We start from the raw sequence: 19,011 nt of genomic DNA, 5'->3' as shown, positions 1-19,011 counted from the left end.
ACGCACCTCTCGGGTCACCTGGGGACGGAACGGGCGGAACGCATCGGGACCGGACCGGTAGGGCTCCGGTCGACGGATCGCCGTAGGACCGGCGGAACGGCCGACAGCGGTCGCTCCCCGATCAGAAGTCGATCGGGCACAACCAGAAACGATCGGACGCGATCAGCCGGACGGCCCGCCTTCCGGGGGGCGGGCCGTCCGTCATCAGGTCAAACGATCATCGAGCCCGGCCGGTTACGGCCCGCGCCCGTTGTTGTGCGCGATCAGTGGCGGCGGTGCGCGATCTCCACGTTCTCCAGCACGCCGACGGCGTCCGGCACCAGGATCGCGGCCGAGTAGTAGGCGCTGACCAGGTACGAGATGATCGCCTTCTCGTCGATCCCCATGAAGCGGACCGAGAGCGACGGCTGGTACTCGTCCGGGATGCCGGTCTGGTGCAGACCGATCACGCCCTGGTTGTCCTCACCGGTACGGATCACGAGGATCGAGCTCGTGTTCTCCTTGGTGATCGGGATCTTGTTGCACGGCAGGATCGGTACCCCGCGCCAGGCCGGCACCTGCTGCCCGCCGAGGTCGACGTGGGTGGGGTACAGACCGCGGGCGTTGAACTCGCGGCCGATCGCGGCGATGGTCCGCGGGTGGGCCAGCAGGTAGTCGGGGTCACGGCGGCGGTTGAGCAGCTCGTCCAGGTCGTCCGGGGTGGGCGGGCCGGAGTGGGTCTGGATCCGCTGGTCGAAGTCGGCGTTGTTGAGCAGGCCGAACTCCGGGTTGTTGACGATCTCGTGCTCCTGCCGCTCGCGCAGGGCCTCGATGGTCAGCCGCAGCTGGTGCTCGGTCTGGTTCATCGGCTGGTTGTACAGGTCCGCGACCCGGGTGTGGATCTTCAGGACGGTCTGCGCGACGCTCAGCTCGTACTCGCGCGGCTTCAGCTCGTAGTCCACGAAGGCGCCGGGGAGCTCGAACTCGCCGTGGTGGCCGGCCGACATGGCGATCTCGGCCTCGCCGCGCTCGTTCTGGGCCTGCAGCGGCAGGGCCAGGAACGCCTGCAGGTGCTCCTGGAGGCTCGGCGCGTTGTCCCGGATGGCGACGAAGTCCGCCCGGGACAGGGTGAGGGCGACACCGGAGGTGGCGGTCTTGGCGGTGAAGTCCCAGGCGGCGTCCGGGTTCAGCAGCGCGTCGTCGCCGAAGCGGTCGCCGTCCGCGGCCACGCCGATCTCGGTCTCGTCGCCGTACTTGCCGGTGCCCACCAGGTTGACCCTGCCGTGCGCGATCAGGAAGATCCGGTCGGCCGCCTCGCCCTGGGTGGTGAGCACCTCGCCGGGGCCGAAGTCCCGCTGCTGGCAGCGGTCGGCGAGGGCGGTGAGCACGTCCTCGTCCTCGTAGCCGCGCAGCAGGGCCAGCTCGCCCAGCTCCGCCGGGATCACCCGGACCTGGGAGCCGGTCTTGATGAACTCCACCACGCCGTTGCCCACGGCGTAGGTGAGCCGGCGGTTGACCCGGTACGCGCCACCGGCGGCCTGCACCCAGGGGAGCACCTTGAGCAGCCAGCGGGAGGTGATCTCCTGCATCTGCGGTGCGGACTTGGTCGTGGTGGCAAGGTTGCGGGCAGCGGCCGTCGCAAGGCTCTGCTGCTTGACCTGCTCTGTCTCCGGGCTCGTGTCCACGGGCATCGGCAGGGTCTCCATTCCTGTGGTCGGGTCACGCGGCCAGGGCCATACGAACCGCCCTGGGGCACATGCCGTGACGGATCATCAGATCCGTAGACTGGTGGGGGCGTTGGCGAAGTATCGCGAGTGAGGCCACCGTCCGGCGGCGGCCCCTCCGGAACCCTAGATCACCAGGGCCCAGCCGAGCCCGTACGGACGCCCAGTACCCCCCGATAGGGTGAATCTCGCGCGGTCCGCCCCCATCACGCCGAGGACCGGAGGAACATCCGTTCACCCCGGCGGTTCGCCGCTCTGCCAACGGCTCCCCCGTCCAGGCCACGACCCCGCGGGCCGGTTCGGAGCCCACCGCCCGGCGTCAACCCGGCACACCGGTGGACCCGCTTCGGGGCTTCTACGGCCGGTGCCGTACGGGGTCGAACCGAACCGCCCGACCCACCAGGGCCCACCGGGCGCCGGGCCCGCCACCGCCGCGCGGAAGAGCCCGTCAGGTGCCGGCACGGGGGAGGCCGGCACCTGACGGGGGCACGGGGATGCGCAGTGGGGTGTGCACCGGGGAGGGACGCCGGGGAGGGACGCCGGGGTCGGACGCCGGGGCCGGTCGGGGCGCTCGTGATCAGGCGCAGGCGACCTGGGTGCCGGGGACGTCGACGATGCCCGAGTTGTTGTTCAGTCCTCCGTTGTACTCGTAGTACAGGTAGGAGTAGAAGTCGATCCGGGTGGCGTCCCCGCAGGCCGAGTCGGGGGCGATGGCGTAGGTCACCGTGAAGGTGCTGCTCGCTCCCGGTCCGAGCGGCACGTCGTACCGGGCGATGCCGCCGTGGACATTGTCGCTGCAGCCGTTGGTCTGGGTGCCGCAGGCCGTCTCGGTGAACCTGAGGCCGGTCTCCAGGCTGGTCCCGTAGGTCTCCTGGACGCTCTGGTAGACGAACTGGATGGGGGTGTCGTACGGGTTGCCGAGCGTCAGGGTGAGCGTGAACTCGCCGCCGCGGACGGTCGTCTGCCGGTCGGAGACGACCGTGAGGGGCAGCGGGGAGTCGGCCCGGGCGGGAGCCGCGGCGAGGAGCAGACCGACGACGAGGGCCGGGCACGCGACGAGCGCGGCGCGGATCGGATGTGTTCTGCGCATGACCATGGAGCGTAGGCCGGGGCACCGCCGGGGTTGCCCGCCGCTGCCCGGTTCCGTACCGACGCAGGAGCGGCGAGCGGACGCGGCGGACCGGTCGGTCCGGTCACTGCCCCGCCCGGACGTCCGGGGGCCTATGCTTCGCGCCGCCCGGCCCGTCCGCCGGCCCCGGCGCCCTGCCTCTCCACCGGTCCCCGGCTCCTCCGCTCCCCGCCACCGGCCGCCGCCTCCGGCCCCGTTCAGGCCGGCGGCGGCAGGATGTCGCAGAGCGCCGCGAGCGCCGCCGGGTAGGCGTGGTCGGGCGGAGTGGCGTAGCCGACCACCAGTCCGTCGACGACGGGCATGGCCGCCGGGGCGATCGCCGGGTGCCGGAAGTCGGCGAGGCCGTCGACGGCCAGGCCCCGGTAGGCGGCGGCCTTGAGCACCGAGCGCTCGGTGCCCGGCTCCAGCCGCAGCACGGCGTGCAGGCCGGCCGCGATGCCGGACACCTCGACGTGCGGGGCGCTCGCCGCCAACGCGGCCACCAGCTGGTCGCGGCGCTCGCGGTAGCGGCGGCGCATCCGGCGCACGTGCCGGTCGTAGCCGCCGGAGTCGATGAACTCGGCGAGGGTCAGCTGGTCCAGCGCGCTGGCCCAGCCCTCGCGTTCGCCCTTGGCGGCGAGCACCCGGTCGACCAGGTGGTCCGGCAGCACCATCCAGCCGAGGCGCAGCGCGGGGCTGAGGCTCTTGCTGGCGCTGCCGAGGTAGACCACCCGCTCGGGGTCGAGGCCCTGGACGGCGCCGACCGGCTGGCGGTCGTAACGGAACTCGCCGTCGTAGTCGTCCTCCAGAACGAGCCCGCCGCGGCCGCGCGCCCAGTCGATCACCGCGGCGCGGCGGCCCGGGTGCAGCGGGCCGCCGGTGGGGAACTGGTGGGCGGGGGTGAGCAGGGCCGTGCGGACGTCCCCGTGCTGCACCAACTCGTCGACGAGGGCGCCCTGTTCGTCGATCGGCAAGGGGACGGCGGTCACCCCGGCGGTGGCCAGCAGCCCGCGGTGGAAGCCCAGTCCGTACGCCTCGACGGCCAGCGGGCCGGTCTCGGCGGGCGGCAGGACGGGCCGCGCGCCGTCGAAGAGCAGTCGTAGCGCGTGGGCGAAGCCGGAGCAGATCACGATCCGGTCCGGGTCGGTGCGCACCCCCCGGGCGCGGGCCAGGTAGTCGGCGAGGACGGTGCGCAGCTCGCGCCGACCGTGCGGATCGCCGGGCCCGAAGGCCTCGTTGGGCGCGGCGGTGAGGGCCCGGCGGGCGGCGGCCAGCCAGGCGGTGCGGGGGAAGGAGGCGGCGTCGGGCTGGCCCTGGCGCAGGTCGTGCCGGGGCCCGGGGCGGCGCGAGGGGCGGCGGGCCCGGGTGGCGGGGACGGGCTCGGCCCGCTCGGCGACGGCGGTGCCGGATCCCTGACGGGCGGTCAGCCAGCCCTCGGCGACGAGTTCGGCGTAGGCCTCGGCGGCCGTGTTGCGGGCGAGGCCGAGGTCGGCGGCGAGGGTCCGGTAGGGCGGCAGCCGGGTGCCGGGTGCCAGTCTGCCGCTGCGGATCGCCTCGCGCAGGGCCGTCATCAGCGCGGCGCGGCGGCCGCCGGTGGCGGGGAGGTCGAGGTGCAGGTCGCTGCCGGTCGGGTGGGCGGGCTCGGAGAGGTGCGTGCCCCGCGTGTCCGTCATGTTCACGCACCCTACCCGCCGCCCCGCTCCCGCCCTGCGGCCGGTCGGCCCGGGGCCCTCCGGCCCCAGTTCCACCGGGCCCGGAGCCACCGACGTCCGGCCGATCCATACCTAGGGGACGACGGTCACCGGCCAGCGGCCCGCCTTCACCAGTCGGACTGCCACCGATCCGATCACCTTGTGCCCGGCCTGCTCGGAGACGCCGACCACCACGGCGTCGGCGCGCAGCTCGTCGGCGAGCTTGGCCAGCCCGCCGTACGCGTCGCCGCGCATGGTCAGGAACCGCCAGTCCACCTTCCACACCTCGCGCACCCGCACCTCGGCCTCGCGCAGGGCGGTCAGCAGTTCCTCGGCGACCTCCTGGGTGGTCTCCTCCACCGCGGCCCCGGCCAGGGCGGTCGCGGCGGCGAGGATCGGCTGGATGTAGGCCACCGCGAGGACGGCGCCCTGCCGGCGGGCCAGTCCGGCGGCGTAGGCGGTGGCGCGCCAGGAGGAGTCGGAGCCGTCCAGCCCCGCCAGGATCACCTTGGGCCCGTCGGTCCCCAGCTCGAAGCCCTGCGGCGCTGCCGCGGCCTCGTGCTCCTCGGCTCCGAACGGTCCGGTCGATCCGAACGGTCCGGCCGATCCGAACGGTCCGGCCGATCCGGTCGGCACCGCGGCCCCGCCCGTCCCTCCCGCACCGGCATCCGCGGCCCCCGCGCCCGCCGCACCCGCTGCATCGCTCTCTTTGCTCATGGCCACGAGGCTATGCGCGGCACCGTGCGTGAGCGCCCGGGGCACTCCGGGTGAGCCGTGTGGTGCGGGCCACCCGGGACGGCGGCGGGCACGGCGGATCCGGCACCGGCGGCGGGCGGGCCGTCACGCGCTGTCGACGATGTGCGCGGCCTCACAGCACTTTCGCTGTGGCCCGGGCCACTTCACCGGGGGGTTTGATCTTGGAAATGGGTGGAAATCAGGCGAAATCATCACAATTCCTTGATCCTTACTTCCGGTAACAGGCCTCTGACGTGCCCAAACCTTCGAATCCTTGAATCGGCCCCGACCGGACCCGTAACTTCGAACCCGTTGCACCGAGCGATCCGCTCCGGACGGGCCTCACCGCCCGCCCACCGAGCCGGAACGGTGCCGAACCACGCGAGTGACGTGTCCCCGAAACCACCGGCCTTCCGAGGGCCTGGTTCCGCGCGCTCGCAACCCTCCGAAAGGAACTCCATGACCTTCCGTAACGAGACCGCCGCTGCCACCACCACTGCCACCCCGAAGCGCCGCAACCGCGTCCGGATGGCTCTGATGGCCGGGGCGCTCACCGCCCTGCCCGTGGCCGGCCTCGTCACGGCCACCAGCGCCTCCGCCGCTCCGGCCGGCGTCTGGGACAAGGTCGCCGCCTGTGAGGCCACCGGCAACTGGGCCATCAACTCCGGCAACGGCTTCTACGGCGGCCTGCAGTTCACCTCCAGCACCTGGGCGGCCTTCGGCGGCACCTCCTTCGCCCCGCGCGCCGACCTGGCGACCAAGGACCAGCAGATCTCCATCGGCGAGAAGGTCCTCGCCGCCCAGGGCCCGGGCGCCTGGCCGATCTGCTCCGTCAAGGCCGGTCTGGGCAAGTAGGACCACCACGCCGCCGCCGCATCCCCCACAGGGTGCGGCGGCTTCGTCGTCCCCGCGCCTTCCGGCCCCGTCAGGCCGGCCGGGCCGGGAGCGGCAGCGGGAGGGCGGGCAGCCCGTCGAGGCTGGTCCCGACGAGCGGCTTGCGCTCGCAGTAGGCGCCGAACTCCTCCTCGTCCTTGCGGTCGAAGTACTGCGCGTGCAGGTCGCGGTCGGCGCGGTAGTCCATGAACGGCACCGCGTAGCCGCAGGAGTCGCTCACCCGCTCGGCCTTGACCAGCACGATCGCCCGCAGGCCCGACCCGTCGGCGGCCGGGTCGAAGTGGCCGAGCAGCCCGGCGAAGCGCGGGTCGTCCCGGAAGACCGCCTCGCCCGTGCCGTGCACCCGCACCACGGTCGGCGGCCCCTCGAAGGAGCACCACATCAGGGTGATCCGGCCGTTCTCCCGCAGGTGGGCGACGGTCTCGGCCTGCGATCCGCCGAAGTCCAGGTAGGCGAGGGTGAGTTCGTCGATCACCGCGAGGGTGCCGGAACGGCCCTTCGGCGAGAGGTTGACGTGCCCGTCGGCGGCCAGCGGGGCCGTCGCCACGAAGTAGACCGGCTGGCGCTCGATGAAGGCGCGCAGTCGGCCGTCGATCGATTCGTACTGCTTTCCCATGTACGCAATTGTGCTCGCATCTCGACTGGCGGGAAAGAAGAATCCGTTCCGTGAGACCCACCTGACCTGCCGTCGGCCCGCCCGGGGACTTCGAGGACGGGCCCTAGAATGGGCTGCGTACATGTCACCCACCCCGCCCAGCACGGGAGTCGATATGTCCCGGAGCACCGTCCCGCCGACCGCGCCGGGGATGGTCCTCGGCACACCCGCCGTACCGCTGCGCCGGTACGTCCTCGGCTACCGCGGCTACCGGCTGGACCTGCGGCAGCCGCGCCGCCGACTGGAAGTGCCGACCGACGTGGTCACGGTGGCCCTCGCCTTCGAGGGCAGCATGCGCCTCACCGACGCCGTCTCCCCCGCGCCCGCCGCCTCCTTCGGATCGGTCGTGGCAGGGCTGCGCCGCACCGCGACGATCGCCCAACACTCGGGCGTCCTGCACGGGTTGGCCGTCTCGCTCACCCCGCAGGGCGCCTTCCGGGCGTTCGGTCCGCTGGCCGGCGACCTCGGCGGACAGTGGGCCGAGCCCGGGGACGTCCTCGGTCCGCGGCTGCGCGCGCTGACCGACCGCCTCGCCGACACCCCGAGCTGGCCCGCCCGGTTCGCCATGCTCGACGGCTACTTCGCCGCGCTGTTCGCGTACGGCCCGGACTGGGAGCCGTCCGTCCGCTGGGCCTGGCACCGACTGCGGCGCTCGCACGGGATGGTCCCGATCCACACCCTGGTCGAGGGCACCGGGTGGAGCCGCCGCCGACTGGAACTGCGCTTCCGCGAGCACCTCGGGCTGGCCCCCAAGCAGGCCGCCGGGATCCTCCGGCTCCAGCACACCCTCGGCGTCCTGGCCGCCCGCGCGGACCGCCCCACCGGCGCCGACCTCGCCGTGCTCTGCGGCTACTACGACCAGTCCCACCTCGACCGGAACTTCCGCGGCATGGTCGGCTGCTCGCCGCGCGAGTTCCTGGCCTCCCGCACCGGCACCGGCACCCTGCCCGAGCCCACCGACCGGGTGGCGGGGCGGGTGACCAGCGCCCTCCTCGACCCCGGCGCGGCCTGAGCCGGGCCCCCGGCCCGCTCCGGAACGCGTGCGCATTCTTACAAGACGCGCGGCGGCCCCGTCCGGCACCTTCGAAGAGCCCGGCCGGCACGGGGGGCCGGCCGGTCACGGGCGCGGACGGGGCCGGGGCTCGGCTCGGTGGCGGCCGAGCCCGGTCACTGCGTCAGGTCATCGCGTCGGGTCACCGCGACGCATCACGGCGGCGGGCCACCGGGCGGGTCACTGCTTCATGTAGACGCTGTCCATGAAGTCGATGATCTGCTGGTCCGTCAGCCGCTGGCCGTCGCGGTGGCCCATCGCCAGGTCCGCCTCGCTGATCATGCCCACCAGCCGCTCCCCGTCGATCACGGGGATGCGCCGGATCTGGTGCTGCTCCATCTTGCGCAGCACCATGTCCATGCTGTCGTCGGCGCGCACGCAGTGCAGGTGGCCGGACAGGTCCATGGCCGTCATCTTGGACGGGTCCTTGCCCTCGGCGATACACCGCAGCACGATGTCGCGGTCGGTGATGATGCCCTTCAGCTTCTGGTCGTCGCCGCAGATCGGCAACGCGCCCACGTTCTTGTCGCGCATCATCATCGCGGCCTCGGCCAGCGTCTGGTGGGCGCCGATGCACTGGGCGCCGGTGTGCATGATGTCTCGGGCAGTGGTCACGGGGACTCCTTCGTCGGTGGTTCCCCCCGCATCCCCCCGGAACGGCGCGCCCCCGCGCCCGACACGGGCGCGAACGGGGTGACCGCGCCCTCACCATAAGCAACGCCGCGCCGGTCCGCGACCGCGCCGGACCCGCCGGGGCGGCAGCCGCGCCGGCTCGGCGACCCGGCGCCCGGCCCGTGGGAGCGCCGATACTGGGAGGGTGACCACGGACACCGCAGGGCCCGGTGCCGGGACCGTCGACGAGGCCGTCCGGGCCCGGCCCGCGACCGCGCTGCGCCCGTACGTGGCCTGGTACTCCGGCTACCGGCAGCGCGGCCTCGCCCCCGCCGTCCACCGCGGCCTGCCCTCCCCCCACCTGACCTTCATCCTCACCCTCGACGAACCCCTGGTGATCGCCGGCCACCCCGACCCGGCGCAGCCGCCCGGCAGCTACCCGACCCTGCTCGGCGGCCTGCACACCACCCCCGCGCTGATCACCCACGAGGGTGCCCAGTCCGGCGTGCAGATCGCCGTCCACCCGCTCGCCGCCCGGGCGCTGTTCGGCCTGCCCGCCGGGGAGTTGGCCGGGATCGACGTCCCCGCCGACGAGGTGCTCGGCGGGCTGGGCCCGCAGCTGCAGGACCGGCTGCGGGCCGCACGGACCTGGGAGGAGCGGTTCGCCGTGCTGGACGGGGCGCTGCTGCGGGCCGCCCGGCCGTCCGGGCAGGTGCCGCCCGAGGTCGGCTGGGCCTGGCGGGCCCTGCGGCGCAGCGGCGGCGCGCTGCCGGTGGCGGCGCTGGCCCGGGAGACCGGCTGGAGCGCCCGCCACCTGCAGGAGCGGTTCCGTCGGGAGACCGGGCTGACGCCGAAGGCCGCCGCCCGGGTGATCCGCTTCGACCGGGCCCGGCACCTGCTGGCCGCCCCGGACCCGCCGTCCCGGTTGGCGGAACTGGCCGTGCGCTGCGGGTACTTCGACCAGGCGCACCTGGCCCGCGAGTTCCGCGCACTGGCCGGGGCGGCGCCGAGCGCCTGGCTGGCGGCGGAGGGCCCGGACGCGGCGAAGTTCCGAAACGTCCAAGGCGGCGCCGCCGGGGCGGTCGCAGAGTGGGAGGCGTAGCGGATTCCCGCACCCACCCGAGCCGATCCCGAGGAGAGAGCCATGGACGCCACCGAGACCCCCGCCCCGCAGGTCTGGCCCAGCCTGCGCGCCACCGATGCCCGGGCGCTGATCCGCTTCCTGGTCGGGGCCTTCGGCTTCCGGGAGGTCGTCGCCTACGGTGAGGGCGAGTTCGTCGCCCACGCCGAGCTGGCCTGGCCCGAGGGCGGCGGCGTGATGCTCGGCTCGGACCGCGAGACGCCCGACGGCGACTCGCCCTGGCCCGGCAAGCCGGGCGGCTTCACCGCCTACGTGGTCACCGCCGACCCGGACGCCCTGCACGCCCGCGCCGTGGCCGCCGGCGCCCGGATCACCACCGGGCTCCACGACACGGACTACGGCTCGCGCGACTTCGCCGCCACCGACCCCGAGGGCAACCGCTGGTACTTCGGCACCTACCCGGGCGCGCCCCGGCCCGCCGCGGGGTAGCGCCGTGCCCGGGACGGCCCGCGGGCCGGTGGACCGGCTGCGGGCGCTCTGCCTGGCGCTGCCGGAGGTCGAGGAGCGGGTCAGCCACGGGGAGCCGACCTGGTTCGCGGGCTCCGGCCGCCGGGCCCGGGTGTTCGTGATGCTCTCGGACCACCACCACGACGACCGGCTCGGCTTCTGGTGCGCGGCGCCCGGCGGGGCGCAGGAGCGGCTGGTCGCGGAGGCCCCCGACCGCTACTTCCGGCCGCCGTACGTGGGACACCGGGGCTGGCTCGGCGTGTACCTGGACGGGCCGGCGCCGGACTGGGCCCGGATCGAGGACCTGGTCGCGGACGCCCACGCGCTGGTCGGCCCCGGAGGGTGACCGCCGGCCCCGGGCGCCGGCCCCGGGCGGTGACCGCCGAACCGCGGCAGACTGACTGCGGGGGCCACCCACCGGAGGCTTCGGAGACGGACCGTGCCGCAGATGACGGTGGACGGGCGCACCCTCGCGCTCTCCCACCTCGACAAGGTGTACTACCCGCGCACCGGCACCCCCAAGGGCGAGGTGCTGCGCTACTACGCCGCCGTCCACGCCTCGCTGCTCCCCCACCTGCGCGACCGCCCGGTCTCCTTCCTGCGCTGCCCGGACGGGGTCGAGGCGGAGGTCTTCGTCGCCAAGAACCCGCCCCCGGGCACCCCCGGCTGGGTGCGCACCGTCGAGGTCCCGAGCAACACCGGGGACCTGCGCCAGGTGGTGCTGGAGGACGGCGCGGCGCTGCTGTCCGTCGCCAACCTGGGCTGCCTGGAGCTGCACGTCCCGCAGTGGCACGCGGCCGCGCCCGCCCTCGCCGACCGGCTGGTCCTGGACCTCGACCCGGGCGAGGGCGCGGACGTCCTCACCTGCCGGGCGGTCGCGCTGCTGCTGCGCGAGCGGCTGGCGGCGGACGGCCTCACCGCCTGGGTGAAGACCTCCGGCTCCAAGGGCCTGCACCTGCTGGTCCCGATCGAGCCCACGCCCAGCACCCGGGTCTCCGCGTACGCGAAGGAGCTCGCCGCCGCCCTGGAGGCCGAGCACCCGGAGCTGGCGGTGCACACCATGGCCAAGGCCCGGCGGCGGGGCCGGGTGCTGGTCGACTGGTCGCAGAACAACGCCAAGAAGACCACCGCCGCGCCGTACACCCTGCGGGCCCGGCCGCTGCCGACGGTCTCCACCCCGCTGTCCTGGGCCGAGCTGGAGCGGGCCGGCGGGGAGCGAGACCTGACCTTCACCCTCGCGGAGGTCCCGGACCGGCTGGCCGCCGACGGCGACCTGTTCGCCCCGCTGCTGGCCCCGGAGCAGGCCCGCCCGCTGCCGACCACCCCCGCGGCCGCGCCGCGGCAGTCGGCACGCGGCAGGACGGGGCAGCCGGCAGCCCGGCGGGCGCGCGAGGTGCGGCAGGTCCTGCAGCCGCCCGTCGAGGTGATGCGCCCCGCCGCCGTCACCGCCGTGCCGCCCGCCGACGGACTGGGCGGCGGTGGCGTGCAGTACGAACTGAAGCTGGACGGCTTCCGCTGCGTCGCGTTCGCCCGCGGCGACCGCCCGCCGGTCCTGCAGTCCCGCAGCGGACGCGACCTCGCCCCCGAGTTCCCGCCGATCGCCGACGCCGTCGCCCGGCTGCCCGAAGGGCTGGTGCTGGACGCCGAGCTGGTCGCCTGGCGCGGCGGCCGGTTCGCCTTCGGTGAACTGCTGCGCACCCGCCGGGCCCGCGCCGCCGCCACGGACGTCGCGCTCGGCCTGATCGCCTTCGACGTGCTGGCCCTGCCCGGCCGCGACGTCCGCCGGCTCCCGCTCACCGACCGCCGCCGGCTGCTGCTCGCGGCGCTGGCGGACGTCCCGCCGCCGGTCCGGCCGGTGCTGGCCACCACCGACCGGGCGGAGGCGATGGAGTGGATGGAGCAGCTCGCCGACACCGGGGTGGAGGGCCTGGTCTGCAAGGCCGCCGCCTCCCCCTACCGGCCGAGCGGCGCCGGCCGGGTCTGGGTCAAGTACCGCCGCAGCGACACCCTGGACGCCACCGTCAGCGCCGTCACCGGCCCGGCCGCCCACCCGCACGCGCTGGTCCTCCGGCTCGACGACGGCCGGGTCTTCCTGACGACCCCCCGGCTCACCCCCGTCCAGTCCCGCGAGGTCGCCGACGTCGTCCGCCCCCTCCTCGGCCCGGCCGGCACCGACCCCGACCACGGCCCGGTCCACCCCCTGACCGCACCGCTGCGCGCCGAACTCACCCTCACCGGCCGCCCGCCGAGCGCCACCTTCGTCCGCCTCCGGGGCGACTGAGACCGCTCCCCGCCGATGGGGCCGCCTGTGGTCCCGCCGCTCGCTGCCCGCCGTCGCTTCCCCGCCGGTGCCGCTGCTACCTGTGCCGCTTGGCCGTGGCGTGGGCGAACTCCGTGACCAGCGCGTCCTCGAAGAGCGGCAGGTCGACCGGCTTGCGGCTGGTGACGAGCGGGCCGGGCCCGTCGTGGCAGACGTGGACCGGTTCGTCGACCCAGTGGGCGCCGGCGTTGACCAGGTCGGTGCGCAGGCTGGGCCAGGAGGTGAGGGTGCGGCCCCGGACGGCGTCGGCCTCGATCAGGGTCCAGGCCGCGTGGCAGATCGCCGCGACCGGGCGGCCGCCGGCGCAGCAGGCGTGCACGAAGGCGACCGCCGGGCGGTCCAGGCGCAGGTGGTCGGGGTTGGCGACGCCGCCGGGCAGGATCAGGCCGTCGTAGTCGGCCGGGTCGGCCTCGGCGACGAGGGCGTCCACCGCGAAGGTGTCGCCCGGGGCGCGGTGCCGGACGGCCTGGACCCGGCCCTTCGCGGTGGACAGCAGGCGCGGCGTGCCGCCGGATTCGGCGACGGCCTGCCAGGGGGAGGTCAGCTCGGCCTGCTCGACCCCGTACGGCGCGGCCAGGAAGGCGATCGTCCGGCCCGTGAGCGTGGTGGACGGCCAGGGCATGGCACCGGGCCTCAGCGCGGGCGGGGGGCGGTCAGGTCGACGGCGGCGGGCGGAGCCGAGCTGAGCCTGGCCCGCGGGCAGTCGAGGTGGACGGCGAGGACGAGGTGGTCGACCCGGGCGACCGCGCCGACCGGGACGAGCACCCGGGTGCCCGGCACCCAGGGCTCGGCGTCGACCAGCAGGTGGTCCCCGGTGTCCTGCTCGACCGTGCCGACCGGGCCGTCGGTGGCCTGCACCTCGTACCCGACCAGGCCCGGGTCGGCGGCGGGATGGGAGCCCGGGCGGTGCTCCCAGAGGTCGGTGGTCATCGCGTCACGCCTCCGGTCGGTCCCAGGGCCGCCGTTCACGGCGTTCGCGGCGTTCCTCCGCCTCGGCGGTCTCGATCCGGCCCTCGCGGGCGGCACTGCGACGGCGCAGCAGCTCCGAGGTGGCGACCGCGGCCGCCACGGTGGCCGCCCAGACCACGGCGAGCGCGGCCAGCACGGCGGTGGTCGGGGTCCGCGCGCCCACGCCGAGGCAGATCGCCGTCATCACCAGGACGGTCAGCACCACCCCCGCGGTGGCCCGGCGCCCGACGGCGCGGAGCACGCGCCGGACCCGGCTGGGCCGCTTGGCGCCCATCGTGCTCAGCTTCCGGTCGAGCCGCGTGTCCTGGCGCAGATCGGACTCGATCTCCTCAAGGAGCCGACGCTCCCATCCGCTCAAAGCGGGACCGTCCATCTCGGTCACCTCCGACACTTCCGGTGACGTGCTCGCACCGGCTCGGTTTCCCGGTGCGGGCCGGCGCTAACCGTTCCGGGCACCGCCTGTTCCGGTGCCCACCGGTCCGAAGGCCCGGGGACGGGCCAGCAGGCTGTCGTCCAGGACGCGCAACAGGGCGGCGGCGTCGCGGTGGACCTCTGCCGCGCCCGCCGCCCGCAGCTCCGGACCGGCGTCCCCGCCGGTCTCCAGGGCGACGCACGGCACTCCGGCCCGCCACGCCGCCCGTACCTCGCGCACGCTCCCCGCGACGGCCACCGCGTGCGAGGGCGTGCCGTCCAGCAGGTCCAGCGCGGCCCGGACCGGATCGGTCCCGGGGTCGGCCACGGTCAGGGCCGGGGCCCCGGCGGGTCCCGGCCCGGTCAGCACGACCGTCCAGCCCCGGGCGGCGCACTCACGCAGCAGGTCCGCGCCACCGGGCGGCGCGGGCCGCCAGTCGGTACCGAAGAGAGCCGCCGAGATCACCGTCATGGCCACCGCTTCCGTTCGCAGGCCACGCGCCGTATGCGCCCTTCCAGGTTAGGCCGCTCCTCCGCCCGGCGCGCTGCCTGCCGGACCGGGGCTTCCGGGAGCGGTGCAACGGGCACCGCGGCGGGACGGGAGCGACCGCGCCCGGGTGGGGCGGCCCTAGTCGGCGAAGGGGTCCGAGGCCAACCGAGCGTGCAGGTGTTCGTCCTGGTGGTCGCGCCCTTCGAAGCGCCACGAGGCGCGCAGGGTGCCCTCGTACGGGAAGCCGGCGCGCTCGGCGACCCGGCAGGAGTCGTCGTTGCCGACGGCGTGGAACAGCTCGATGCGGCGGGCGTCGGCGGTCTCGACGGCCCAGCGGGTGACGGCGGTGGCCGCGCGGGTGGCCAGGCCCCGGCCGCGGGCGGCGGCGAGCAGCCAGTAGCCGATCATGGCGACGCCGTCGGCCTGGTTGCTCCAGCGCAGGAAGGCGTTGCCGAGGAGGGTGCCGTCGGCGGCGTCGGTGAGCGCGAAGGCGGCCATGGTGCCGTCGGCCCAGTGGACGTCGCAGCGGTCCAGGTAGGCCTCGGCGGCGGCCGGATCGGTGGCGCTCAGCGGGTTCCAGCGGGCGATCTCCGGGTCCGTCGACGCGGCGACGAGCGCGGGGACGATCCCGCCGGGCACGTCGAGGGCCCGCCCCCAGGGGCGCAGCAGGGCGTCGCCGAGGTCGAGGACGGCGGGGCGGAAGACGCGCCGGTCGATGGTGGGGTCGCTGGTGGTGGTCACCCGCTCTTCCTATCGTCCGCTCGCCCGGGGCCGCCAACGATTAATCCGGTTCGGCGCCGGGCGGAGTGCACGCGCGCCGACGGACGGGGTGACCGCGCGGCGCAGGGCGCCGGGCCCCCGCGCCGAGCGGTCATGACGGCGGTTCAGATCCGGGCCAGGTAGCCGTTCTCCACCAGCCAGAGGACGTTCAGCCTGGCCGGGCCGGCGGGCAGCAGGGCCGCGTCGAGCTGGTACTGCAGGCCCCAGCCGGGCTGGTCGAACCAGGGCGCGATCGGGCCGGCGTGCACCGTGAACGCCTTGACCACCTTGTAGTCGTGGTAGTTGCAGGCGGCCGGCGGATTGCCGTCCAGGCTCTGCGGCGGTATCGCACGGTTGGCGTAGGGCAGGCCCTCGGGGGCGAGGAAGGAGCCGTACTCGCTGCCGTAGCGGTCGATGTTCTGGTTGGGGTGGAGCGTGATGTCGAACTCGATCGGGCTGCCGTCGGGCAGGGTGACGTAGCCGTCGGCGGGCGGGTAGATCCAGCCGCCCTTGCCGCCGTTGGCAGTCGCGTCGTAGTAGTGCGCGAGGAAGGCCTGCTCGCTCGCGCCGCCGGTGCGCCGGTAGCCGGTCAGTTGGCGGCCGACGCGGCCGGTGGTCGGCAGGTCCTGCGGGCCGAGGCGGGCGTCGTCGTGGTGGAAGGCGGCGGAGCACTGGTCGGAGGGGGCGGCTGACGGGGCGGCCGCGGCGGCGGGGATGCTCGGGGCGAGCACGGCGGCGGCCGCGGCGAGGGGTGCGACGAGCAGGCGAAGGCGAAGGCGCACGGGGTCTCCGTCGGACGGGTCGGCGGTCGGGTGGGAGCCGCGGAGGGGTGTGCGGAGGGGCGTTCCGCTCACTCTTCGTGGCTGATTCGACACCAGGCAATCGGATCACCTGATCATTCGTCAACATGACCCTGGCAGCAGCCCGTTCACCTCGGCCGATTCGACCGAACCCGTGACACGACGACCGCCCACCCGCGAGGATGGGCGGTTCGGCGGCCCCGCCGTCAGCGCCCCGGCGCGACCCGCCCGAGCAGGTGGAGCAGCCGGTCGAGGGAGTCCTTGGAGTTGGGCTCGGTCAGGTTGACCATGAGCCGGAACGCCACCTTCAGCAGCGCCGGGCGGCCGAGTCCGGCGGCCCCGGCGGCACCGAGCAGCTTGGGCCGCCCGAGCAGGTCGGCGGCCAGGCGGCCGAGTGCGAAGTAACCGGCGTAGGCGGAGTGCAGCGTCCGCGGGTAGGCGCGCAGGGCCAGCTCCCGGCCGCGGTCGGTGCGGCGGGCCAGGGCCTGGACGATGGTCTCGGCGGCGTAGCGGCCGGATTCCATCGCGTAGGCGATGCCCTCGCCGGTCCCCGGGCTGACCGTGCCGCCCGCGTCGCCGACCAGCAACAGGCCGTCCGCGTAGTGGGGCCGGCGGTTGAGGCCCATCGGGAGGGCGGCACCGCGGATCGGCTCGGTGACGCCGTCGGGGCTGTAGCCGTACCCGGGCGGCAGCTCCTCGCACCAGCGGCGCAGCAGCTCCCGCCAGTCCACGTCGGTGCCGGCGGTGTCCAGGACGCCGAGGCCGACGTTGGCGGTGCCGTCGCCCATGCCGAACACCCAGGCGTAGCCGGGCAGCAGGCGCCGGGTCGGGTCGCTCGGGTCGCGCAGGTCGAGCCAGGCCTCCAGGTAGCGGTCCTCGTGGCGCGGGGTGGTGAAGTACGTCCGGTAGGCGACGCCCATCGCGCGGTCGGTGCGGCGGTAGCGCTTCATGGCGACGGACAGCCGGGTGGAGTTGCCGTCGGCGGCGACCACGACCGGGGCCCGGTAGGCGACGGGCCGGCGGTCCTCGCCCAGCCTGGCGGTGACTCCGGTGATCCGGCCGGTCCGCTCGTCGACCAGGGGGCCCGCGACATTGGCGCGTTCGATCACCCGGGCACCGTAGGAGGCGGCCTTCTGCGCGAGCAGGTGGTCGAAGTCGGCGCGGCGGCGCACCAGTCCGTACCCGGGGAAGGCGGAGAGCTCGGGCCAGTCGAACTCCATCGAGCGCCGGCCGGCGATCAGCCGCAGGCCCCGGTTGTGCAGCCAGCCGGCCTCCTCGGAGACGTCGATGCCGAGGTCGGTCAGCTGCTTGACGACGCGCGGGGTGAGGCCGTCGCCGCAGACCTTCTCGCGCGGGAAGGCGGACTTCTCCAGCAGCAGGACGTCCAGGCCGGTCCGCGCCAGGTGGGCGGCAGCGGTGGAGCCGGACGGGCCGGCGCCGACCACGATGACGTCGGCGCTCTCCTCGGCGGTCTGCTCGGGGCCGGGCATCGCACTCTCCCACGGGTCGGCTCGGCTGCACGTGCAGCGGAGTCAGCGGACTGGGCGGTTCCAGACGGACGATAGAGAAACCTGGCGCCCGCCCGCCGCCCCGACACGCAGGCCGCGCCCGGGGACCGGTCAATACCGGCCACGTCGGTGTCACGGGTTCACCCGCCGGATCGGGTCCAGGAGTTGACCGGCGCCGACCGCCTCACCGACTGGAGTGCACACGATTCCATGACAACGGGGTGATCGGATCGTTGTAACGAACTAGTCGGGACCAACCGACCAGAGCAACGCATTTCGGCCAAACCTCCCTTGCGTCACGTTTCTCTCTGCGGGAACTTTTGTGCCCCTCGCGTCGTACGGCACCGGCTCCGGCCGAACGGCCGACCAGAGGCTCCCTCCCACCGCGCAGGTGCGTCCCGGCCTGCCGTACCCGATGGAACACCCATGCACATCCGCTCCACCGCCGCGCGCTCCCTGGTGGCCGTCCCGACCGCCGCCGCCCTGATGCTGCTCGCCCCCGCCGCCGCGCACGCCGTCGCCGGTGGCGGCGGCAAGGGTGGTGCCCCCGGCAACAACGGCACCGTCAAGATCCACGACGCCGCCACCGGGCAGGAGGACGTCCGCAACGAGCCCAAGGTCTGCACCTTCTACCTGGACTCCTTCGGCTTCGACGCCAACCAGGACGTGGTCTGGGCGATCACCACCGTCGGCGGCGGCCCGCACGAGAAGCTCGTCGCGTACGGCGACATCCCGGTCGACGGCCACGGCCACGTCCGCACCGAGGACATCCACCTGCCGGACGGCCACTACAAGCTGTACTGGCAGTCCGTCGAGCTGGTCGACGGGGAGCTGCCCGAGGACACCAAGCTCAACAACCCCAAGCAGAAGGTCTTCAAGGTCGACTGCGGCGGCGAGACCCCGGCCCCGACCGGCAAGCCCTCGCCGACCGGGACGCCGACCCCGACCAAGACGCCCACCAAGGCCCCGACCGGCAGCCCGACCTCCGTGCCGACCACGCCGGCGCACAGCCCGTCCGCTCCGGCCACGCCCTCGGCCCCGGCCACGCCGACCGCCACCGCGAAGCCGTCGGAGACCCCGACCGCCACGCCCACCACCCCGGCGGCCACCGCCCCGGCGACCGGCGAGCCGACCGCCGCCCCCACCGACGTCCCGAGCGCGGGCCCGTCGACCCCGCCGACCGCCACCGTGCCGGTGCACATTTCGACCACCGACACCCCGGTCAACCCGGACGCGCCGCTGCCGCTGCCCAAGAAGGTCAGCGTCCCCACCCCGATCCCGGGCGCCCCCTCGGACGGCAAGAAGCTGGCCACCACCGGTAGCGACGGCACCCTGCTGTACGCGGGCGCCGGCACCGTCCTGCTGGCCGCCGGCGCGGGCGCGGTGGTCTTCGCCCGCCGTCGCCGCACCTCGGCCTGAGGCACCTCCGCCTGGGCGCGCCCGTCCCCGGGCATGCCTCAGGCGGGGCGCCGGATGCCGGGCACTCGGTGCCGATGCACCTGGTGCCGGGGGCAGCTGTTGCCCCGTGACACCGAGCCCGCCCGGGGCGCTGACCCCGCCCCGGGCACCCGCCGCGTCTGAGCCGCGGCACCACGGAGCCCCTGACCCCGCGAGCAGCCGCGGGGCCAGGGGCTCCGTGTCGTACGGCGGCGCCCGTGGCCCGCGCGGGCCACGGCCGACGGCGTCGCCGACGACGACGAGGGCCCCGGATCACGGG

Annotated in this window: 20 protein-coding genes and 1 pseudogene; 8 read left to right on the top strand and 13 right to left on the bottom strand. The window is 74.9% G+C overall.

Annotated features, from left to right (window positions below):
• Positions 1 to 263 precede the first annotated feature (263 nt).
• The 4 genes from ACIGG8_RS07205 to ACIGG8_RS07190 all read right to left on the bottom strand — a co-directional run bounded on the left by ACIGG8_RS07205 (position 264) and on the right by ACIGG8_RS07190 (position 5,030).
• Complete coding sequence (locus ACIGG8_RS07205; protein ID WP_396546239.1) at positions 264 to 1,670, bottom strand: family 2B encapsulin nanocompartment shell protein; 1,407 nt, start codon at positions 1,668 to 1,670, stop codon at positions 264 to 266.
• Between the two features lie 610 nt (positions 1,671 to 2,280).
• The gene (locus tag ACIGG8_RS07200) at positions 2,281 to 2,793 is read right to left on the bottom strand and encodes a hypothetical protein (protein WP_396546238.1); all 513 of its coding nucleotides are present in this window, start codon (positions 2,791 to 2,793) and stop codon (positions 2,281 to 2,283) included.
• A gap of 236 nt (positions 2,794 to 3,029) precedes the next feature.
• Positions 3,030 to 4,484, bottom strand: a complete 1,455-nt coding sequence (locus ACIGG8_RS07195) for a PLP-dependent aminotransferase family protein (protein WP_396546237.1) — start codon at positions 4,482 to 4,484, stop codon at positions 3,030 to 3,032.
• A 111-nt stretch (positions 4,485 to 4,595) separates the two neighbouring features.
• The gene (locus ACIGG8_RS07190; protein ID WP_396546370.1) at positions 4,596 to 5,030 is read right to left on the bottom strand and encodes a universal stress protein; all 435 of its coding nucleotides are present in this window, start codon (positions 5,028 to 5,030) and stop codon (positions 4,596 to 4,598) included.
• 666 nt (positions 5,031 to 5,696) lie between these two features.
• Here ACIGG8_RS07190 and ACIGG8_RS07185 point away from each other — a divergent pair.
• On the top strand, positions 5,697 to 6,092 hold the full coding sequence (locus ACIGG8_RS07185; RefSeq protein WP_350625143.1) for a transglycosylase family protein: 396 nt from the start codon (positions 5,697 to 5,699) through the stop codon (positions 6,090 to 6,092).
• A gap of 70 nt (positions 6,093 to 6,162) precedes the next feature.
• Here ACIGG8_RS07185 and ACIGG8_RS07180 read toward each other — a convergent pair whose 3' ends face one another.
• Positions 6,163 to 6,747: a pyridoxamine 5'-phosphate oxidase family protein gene (locus ACIGG8_RS07180; RefSeq protein WP_350520938.1), complete on the bottom strand. Its 585-nt coding sequence runs from the start codon at positions 6,745 to 6,747 to the stop codon at positions 6,163 to 6,165.
• 154 nt (positions 6,748 to 6,901) lie between these two features.
• Between ACIGG8_RS07180 and ACIGG8_RS07175 the strand changes: the two genes are divergently transcribed.
• Positions 6,902 to 7,798 (top strand): helix-turn-helix domain-containing protein, encoded by an 897-nt coding sequence (locus tag ACIGG8_RS07175; RefSeq protein WP_396546236.1) that lies wholly within the window; start codon positions 6,902 to 6,904, stop codon positions 7,796 to 7,798.
• Positions 7,799 to 8,017: 219 nt separating this feature from the next.
• Here the strand turns inward: ACIGG8_RS07175 and ACIGG8_RS07170 are convergent, their stop codons facing one another.
• Positions 8,018 to 8,452: a CBS domain-containing protein gene (locus ACIGG8_RS07170; protein ID WP_350520940.1), complete on the bottom strand. Its 435-nt coding sequence runs from the start codon at positions 8,450 to 8,452 to the stop codon at positions 8,018 to 8,020.
• Positions 8,453 to 8,654: 202 nt separating this feature from the next.
• On the opposite strand from ACIGG8_RS07170, the gene ACIGG8_RS07165 reads away from it, so the two are divergent.
• From ACIGG8_RS07165 to ACIGG8_RS07145, 5 genes and pseudogenes are all read left to right on the top strand, one after another.
• Positions 8,655 to 9,551, top strand: coding sequence for a helix-turn-helix domain-containing protein (locus tag ACIGG8_RS07165; protein WP_396546235.1), 897 nt, complete (start codon positions 8,655 to 8,657; stop codon positions 9,549 to 9,551).
• Between the two features lie 42 nt (positions 9,552 to 9,593).
• A complete protein-coding gene (locus tag ACIGG8_RS07160; RefSeq protein WP_396546234.1) occupies positions 9,594 to 10,019 on the top strand; it encodes a VOC family protein in 426 nt (141 codons plus the stop codon).
• A 4-nt stretch (positions 10,020 to 10,023) separates the two neighbouring features.
• Complete coding sequence (locus tag ACIGG8_RS07155; protein WP_396546233.1) at positions 10,024 to 10,383, top strand: MmcQ/YjbR family DNA-binding protein; 360 nt, start codon at positions 10,024 to 10,026, stop codon at positions 10,381 to 10,383.
• A 102-nt stretch (positions 10,384 to 10,485) separates the two neighbouring features.
• Positions 10,486 to 11,355: pseudogene (ligD, locus tag ACIGG8_RS07150) on the top strand (non-homologous end-joining DNA ligase); the annotation flags it as partial.
• Positions 11,356 to 11,463: 108 nt separating this feature from the next.
• Positions 11,464 to 12,318 (top strand): DNA ligase, encoded by an 855-nt coding sequence (locus tag ACIGG8_RS07145; RefSeq protein ID WP_396546369.1) that lies wholly within the window; start codon positions 11,464 to 11,466, stop codon positions 12,316 to 12,318.
• Between the two features lie 76 nt (positions 12,319 to 12,394).
• On the opposite strand, the gene ACIGG8_RS07140 is transcribed toward ACIGG8_RS07145, so the two are convergent.
• From ACIGG8_RS07140 to ACIGG8_RS07110, 7 genes are all read right to left on the bottom strand, one after another.
• Complete coding sequence (locus tag ACIGG8_RS07140; protein ID WP_396546232.1) at positions 12,395 to 12,979, bottom strand: type 1 glutamine amidotransferase domain-containing protein; 585 nt, start codon at positions 12,977 to 12,979, stop codon at positions 12,395 to 12,397.
• Between the two features lie 11 nt (positions 12,980 to 12,990).
• Positions 12,991 to 13,287, bottom strand: a complete 297-nt coding sequence (locus tag ACIGG8_RS07135; RefSeq protein WP_350520945.1) for a PRC-barrel domain containing protein — start codon at positions 13,285 to 13,287, stop codon at positions 12,991 to 12,993.
• A 4-nt stretch (positions 13,288 to 13,291) separates the two neighbouring features.
• Positions 13,292 to 13,699: a DUF3040 domain-containing protein gene (locus ACIGG8_RS07130; RefSeq protein WP_396546231.1), complete on the bottom strand. Its 408-nt coding sequence runs from the start codon at positions 13,697 to 13,699 to the stop codon at positions 13,292 to 13,294.
• A 66-nt stretch (positions 13,700 to 13,765) separates the two neighbouring features.
• Complete coding sequence (locus ACIGG8_RS07125) at positions 13,766 to 14,209, bottom strand: HAD family hydrolase (RefSeq protein WP_396546230.1); 444 nt, start codon at positions 14,207 to 14,209, stop codon at positions 13,766 to 13,768.
• Positions 14,210 to 14,365: 156 nt separating this feature from the next.
• Positions 14,366 to 14,968, bottom strand: coding sequence for a GNAT family N-acetyltransferase (locus ACIGG8_RS07120; RefSeq protein ID WP_396546229.1), 603 nt, complete (start codon positions 14,966 to 14,968; stop codon positions 14,366 to 14,368).
• Between the two features lie 143 nt (positions 14,969 to 15,111).
• Positions 15,112 to 15,768, bottom strand: coding sequence for a TNT domain-containing protein (locus ACIGG8_RS07115; protein ID WP_396546228.1), 657 nt, complete (start codon positions 15,766 to 15,768; stop codon positions 15,112 to 15,114).
• A 224-nt stretch (positions 15,769 to 15,992) separates the two neighbouring features.
• Positions 15,993 to 17,276, bottom strand: a complete 1,284-nt coding sequence (locus ACIGG8_RS07110) for a geranylgeranyl reductase family protein (RefSeq protein WP_396546227.1) — start codon at positions 17,274 to 17,276, stop codon at positions 15,993 to 15,995.
• 444 nt (positions 17,277 to 17,720) lie between these two features.
• On the opposite strand from ACIGG8_RS07110, the gene ACIGG8_RS07105 reads away from it, so the two are divergent.
• The gene (locus tag ACIGG8_RS07105; protein ID WP_396546226.1) at positions 17,721 to 18,713 is read left to right on the top strand and encodes an LPXTG cell wall anchor domain-containing protein; all 993 of its coding nucleotides are present in this window, start codon (positions 17,721 to 17,723) and stop codon (positions 18,711 to 18,713) included.
• Positions 18,714 to 19,011 lie beyond the last annotated feature (298 nt).

The organism is Kitasatospora sp. NPDC085464, from assembly GCF_044541955.1.
Lineage (GTDB): Bacteria > Actinomycetota > Actinomycetes > Streptomycetales > Streptomycetaceae > Kitasatospora.
This window is presented reverse-complemented; position numbering and strand designations above follow the sequence as displayed.

Bases quoted from the DNA above. Each gene is read 5' to 3' on its own strand.
- ACIGG8_RS07205 (WP_396546239.1), bottom strand. From the start codon at position 1,670: ATGCCCGTGGACACGAGCCCGGAGACAGAGCAGGTCAAGCAGCAGAGC.
- ACIGG8_RS07200 (WP_396546238.1), bottom strand. From the start codon at position 2,793: ATGCGCAGAACACATCCGATCCGCGCCGCGCTCGTCGCGTGCCCGGCC.
- ACIGG8_RS07195 (WP_396546237.1), bottom strand. From the start codon at position 4,484: ATGACGGACACGCGGGGCACGCACCTCTCCGAGCCCGCCCACCCGACC.
- ACIGG8_RS07185 (WP_350625143.1), top strand. From the start codon at position 5,697: ATGACCTTCCGTAACGAGACCGCCGCTGCCACCACCACTGCCACCCCG.
- ACIGG8_RS07180 (WP_350520938.1), bottom strand. From the start codon at position 6,747: ATGGGAAAGCAGTACGAATCGATCGACGGCCGACTGCGCGCCTTCATC.
- ACIGG8_RS07175 (WP_396546236.1), top strand. From the start codon at position 6,902: ATGTCCCGGAGCACCGTCCCGCCGACCGCGCCGGGGATGGTCCTCGGC.
- ACIGG8_RS07160 (WP_396546234.1), top strand. From the start codon at position 9,594: ATGGACGCCACCGAGACCCCCGCCCCGCAGGTCTGGCCCAGCCTGCGC.
- ACIGG8_RS07145 (WP_396546369.1), top strand. From the start codon at position 11,464: ATGCGCCCCGCCGCCGTCACCGCCGTGCCGCCCGCCGACGGACTGGGC.
- ACIGG8_RS07140 (WP_396546232.1), bottom strand. From the start codon at position 12,979: ATGCCCTGGCCGTCCACCACGCTCACGGGCCGGACGATCGCCTTCCTG.
- ACIGG8_RS07135 (WP_350520945.1), bottom strand. From the start codon at position 13,287: ATGACCACCGACCTCTGGGAGCACCGCCCGGGCTCCCATCCCGCCGCC.
- ACIGG8_RS07130 (WP_396546231.1), bottom strand. From the start codon at position 13,699: ATGGACGGTCCCGCTTTGAGCGGATGGGAGCGTCGGCTCCTTGAGGAG.
- ACIGG8_RS07125 (WP_396546230.1), bottom strand. From the start codon at position 14,209: ATGACGGTGATCTCGGCGGCTCTCTTCGGTACCGACTGGCGGCCCGCG.
- ACIGG8_RS07110 (WP_396546227.1), bottom strand. From the start codon at position 17,276: ATGCCCGGCCCCGAGCAGACCGCCGAGGAGAGCGCCGACGTCATCGTG.
- ACIGG8_RS07105 (WP_396546226.1), top strand. From the start codon at position 17,721: ATGCACATCCGCTCCACCGCCGCGCGCTCCCTGGTGGCCGTCCCGACC.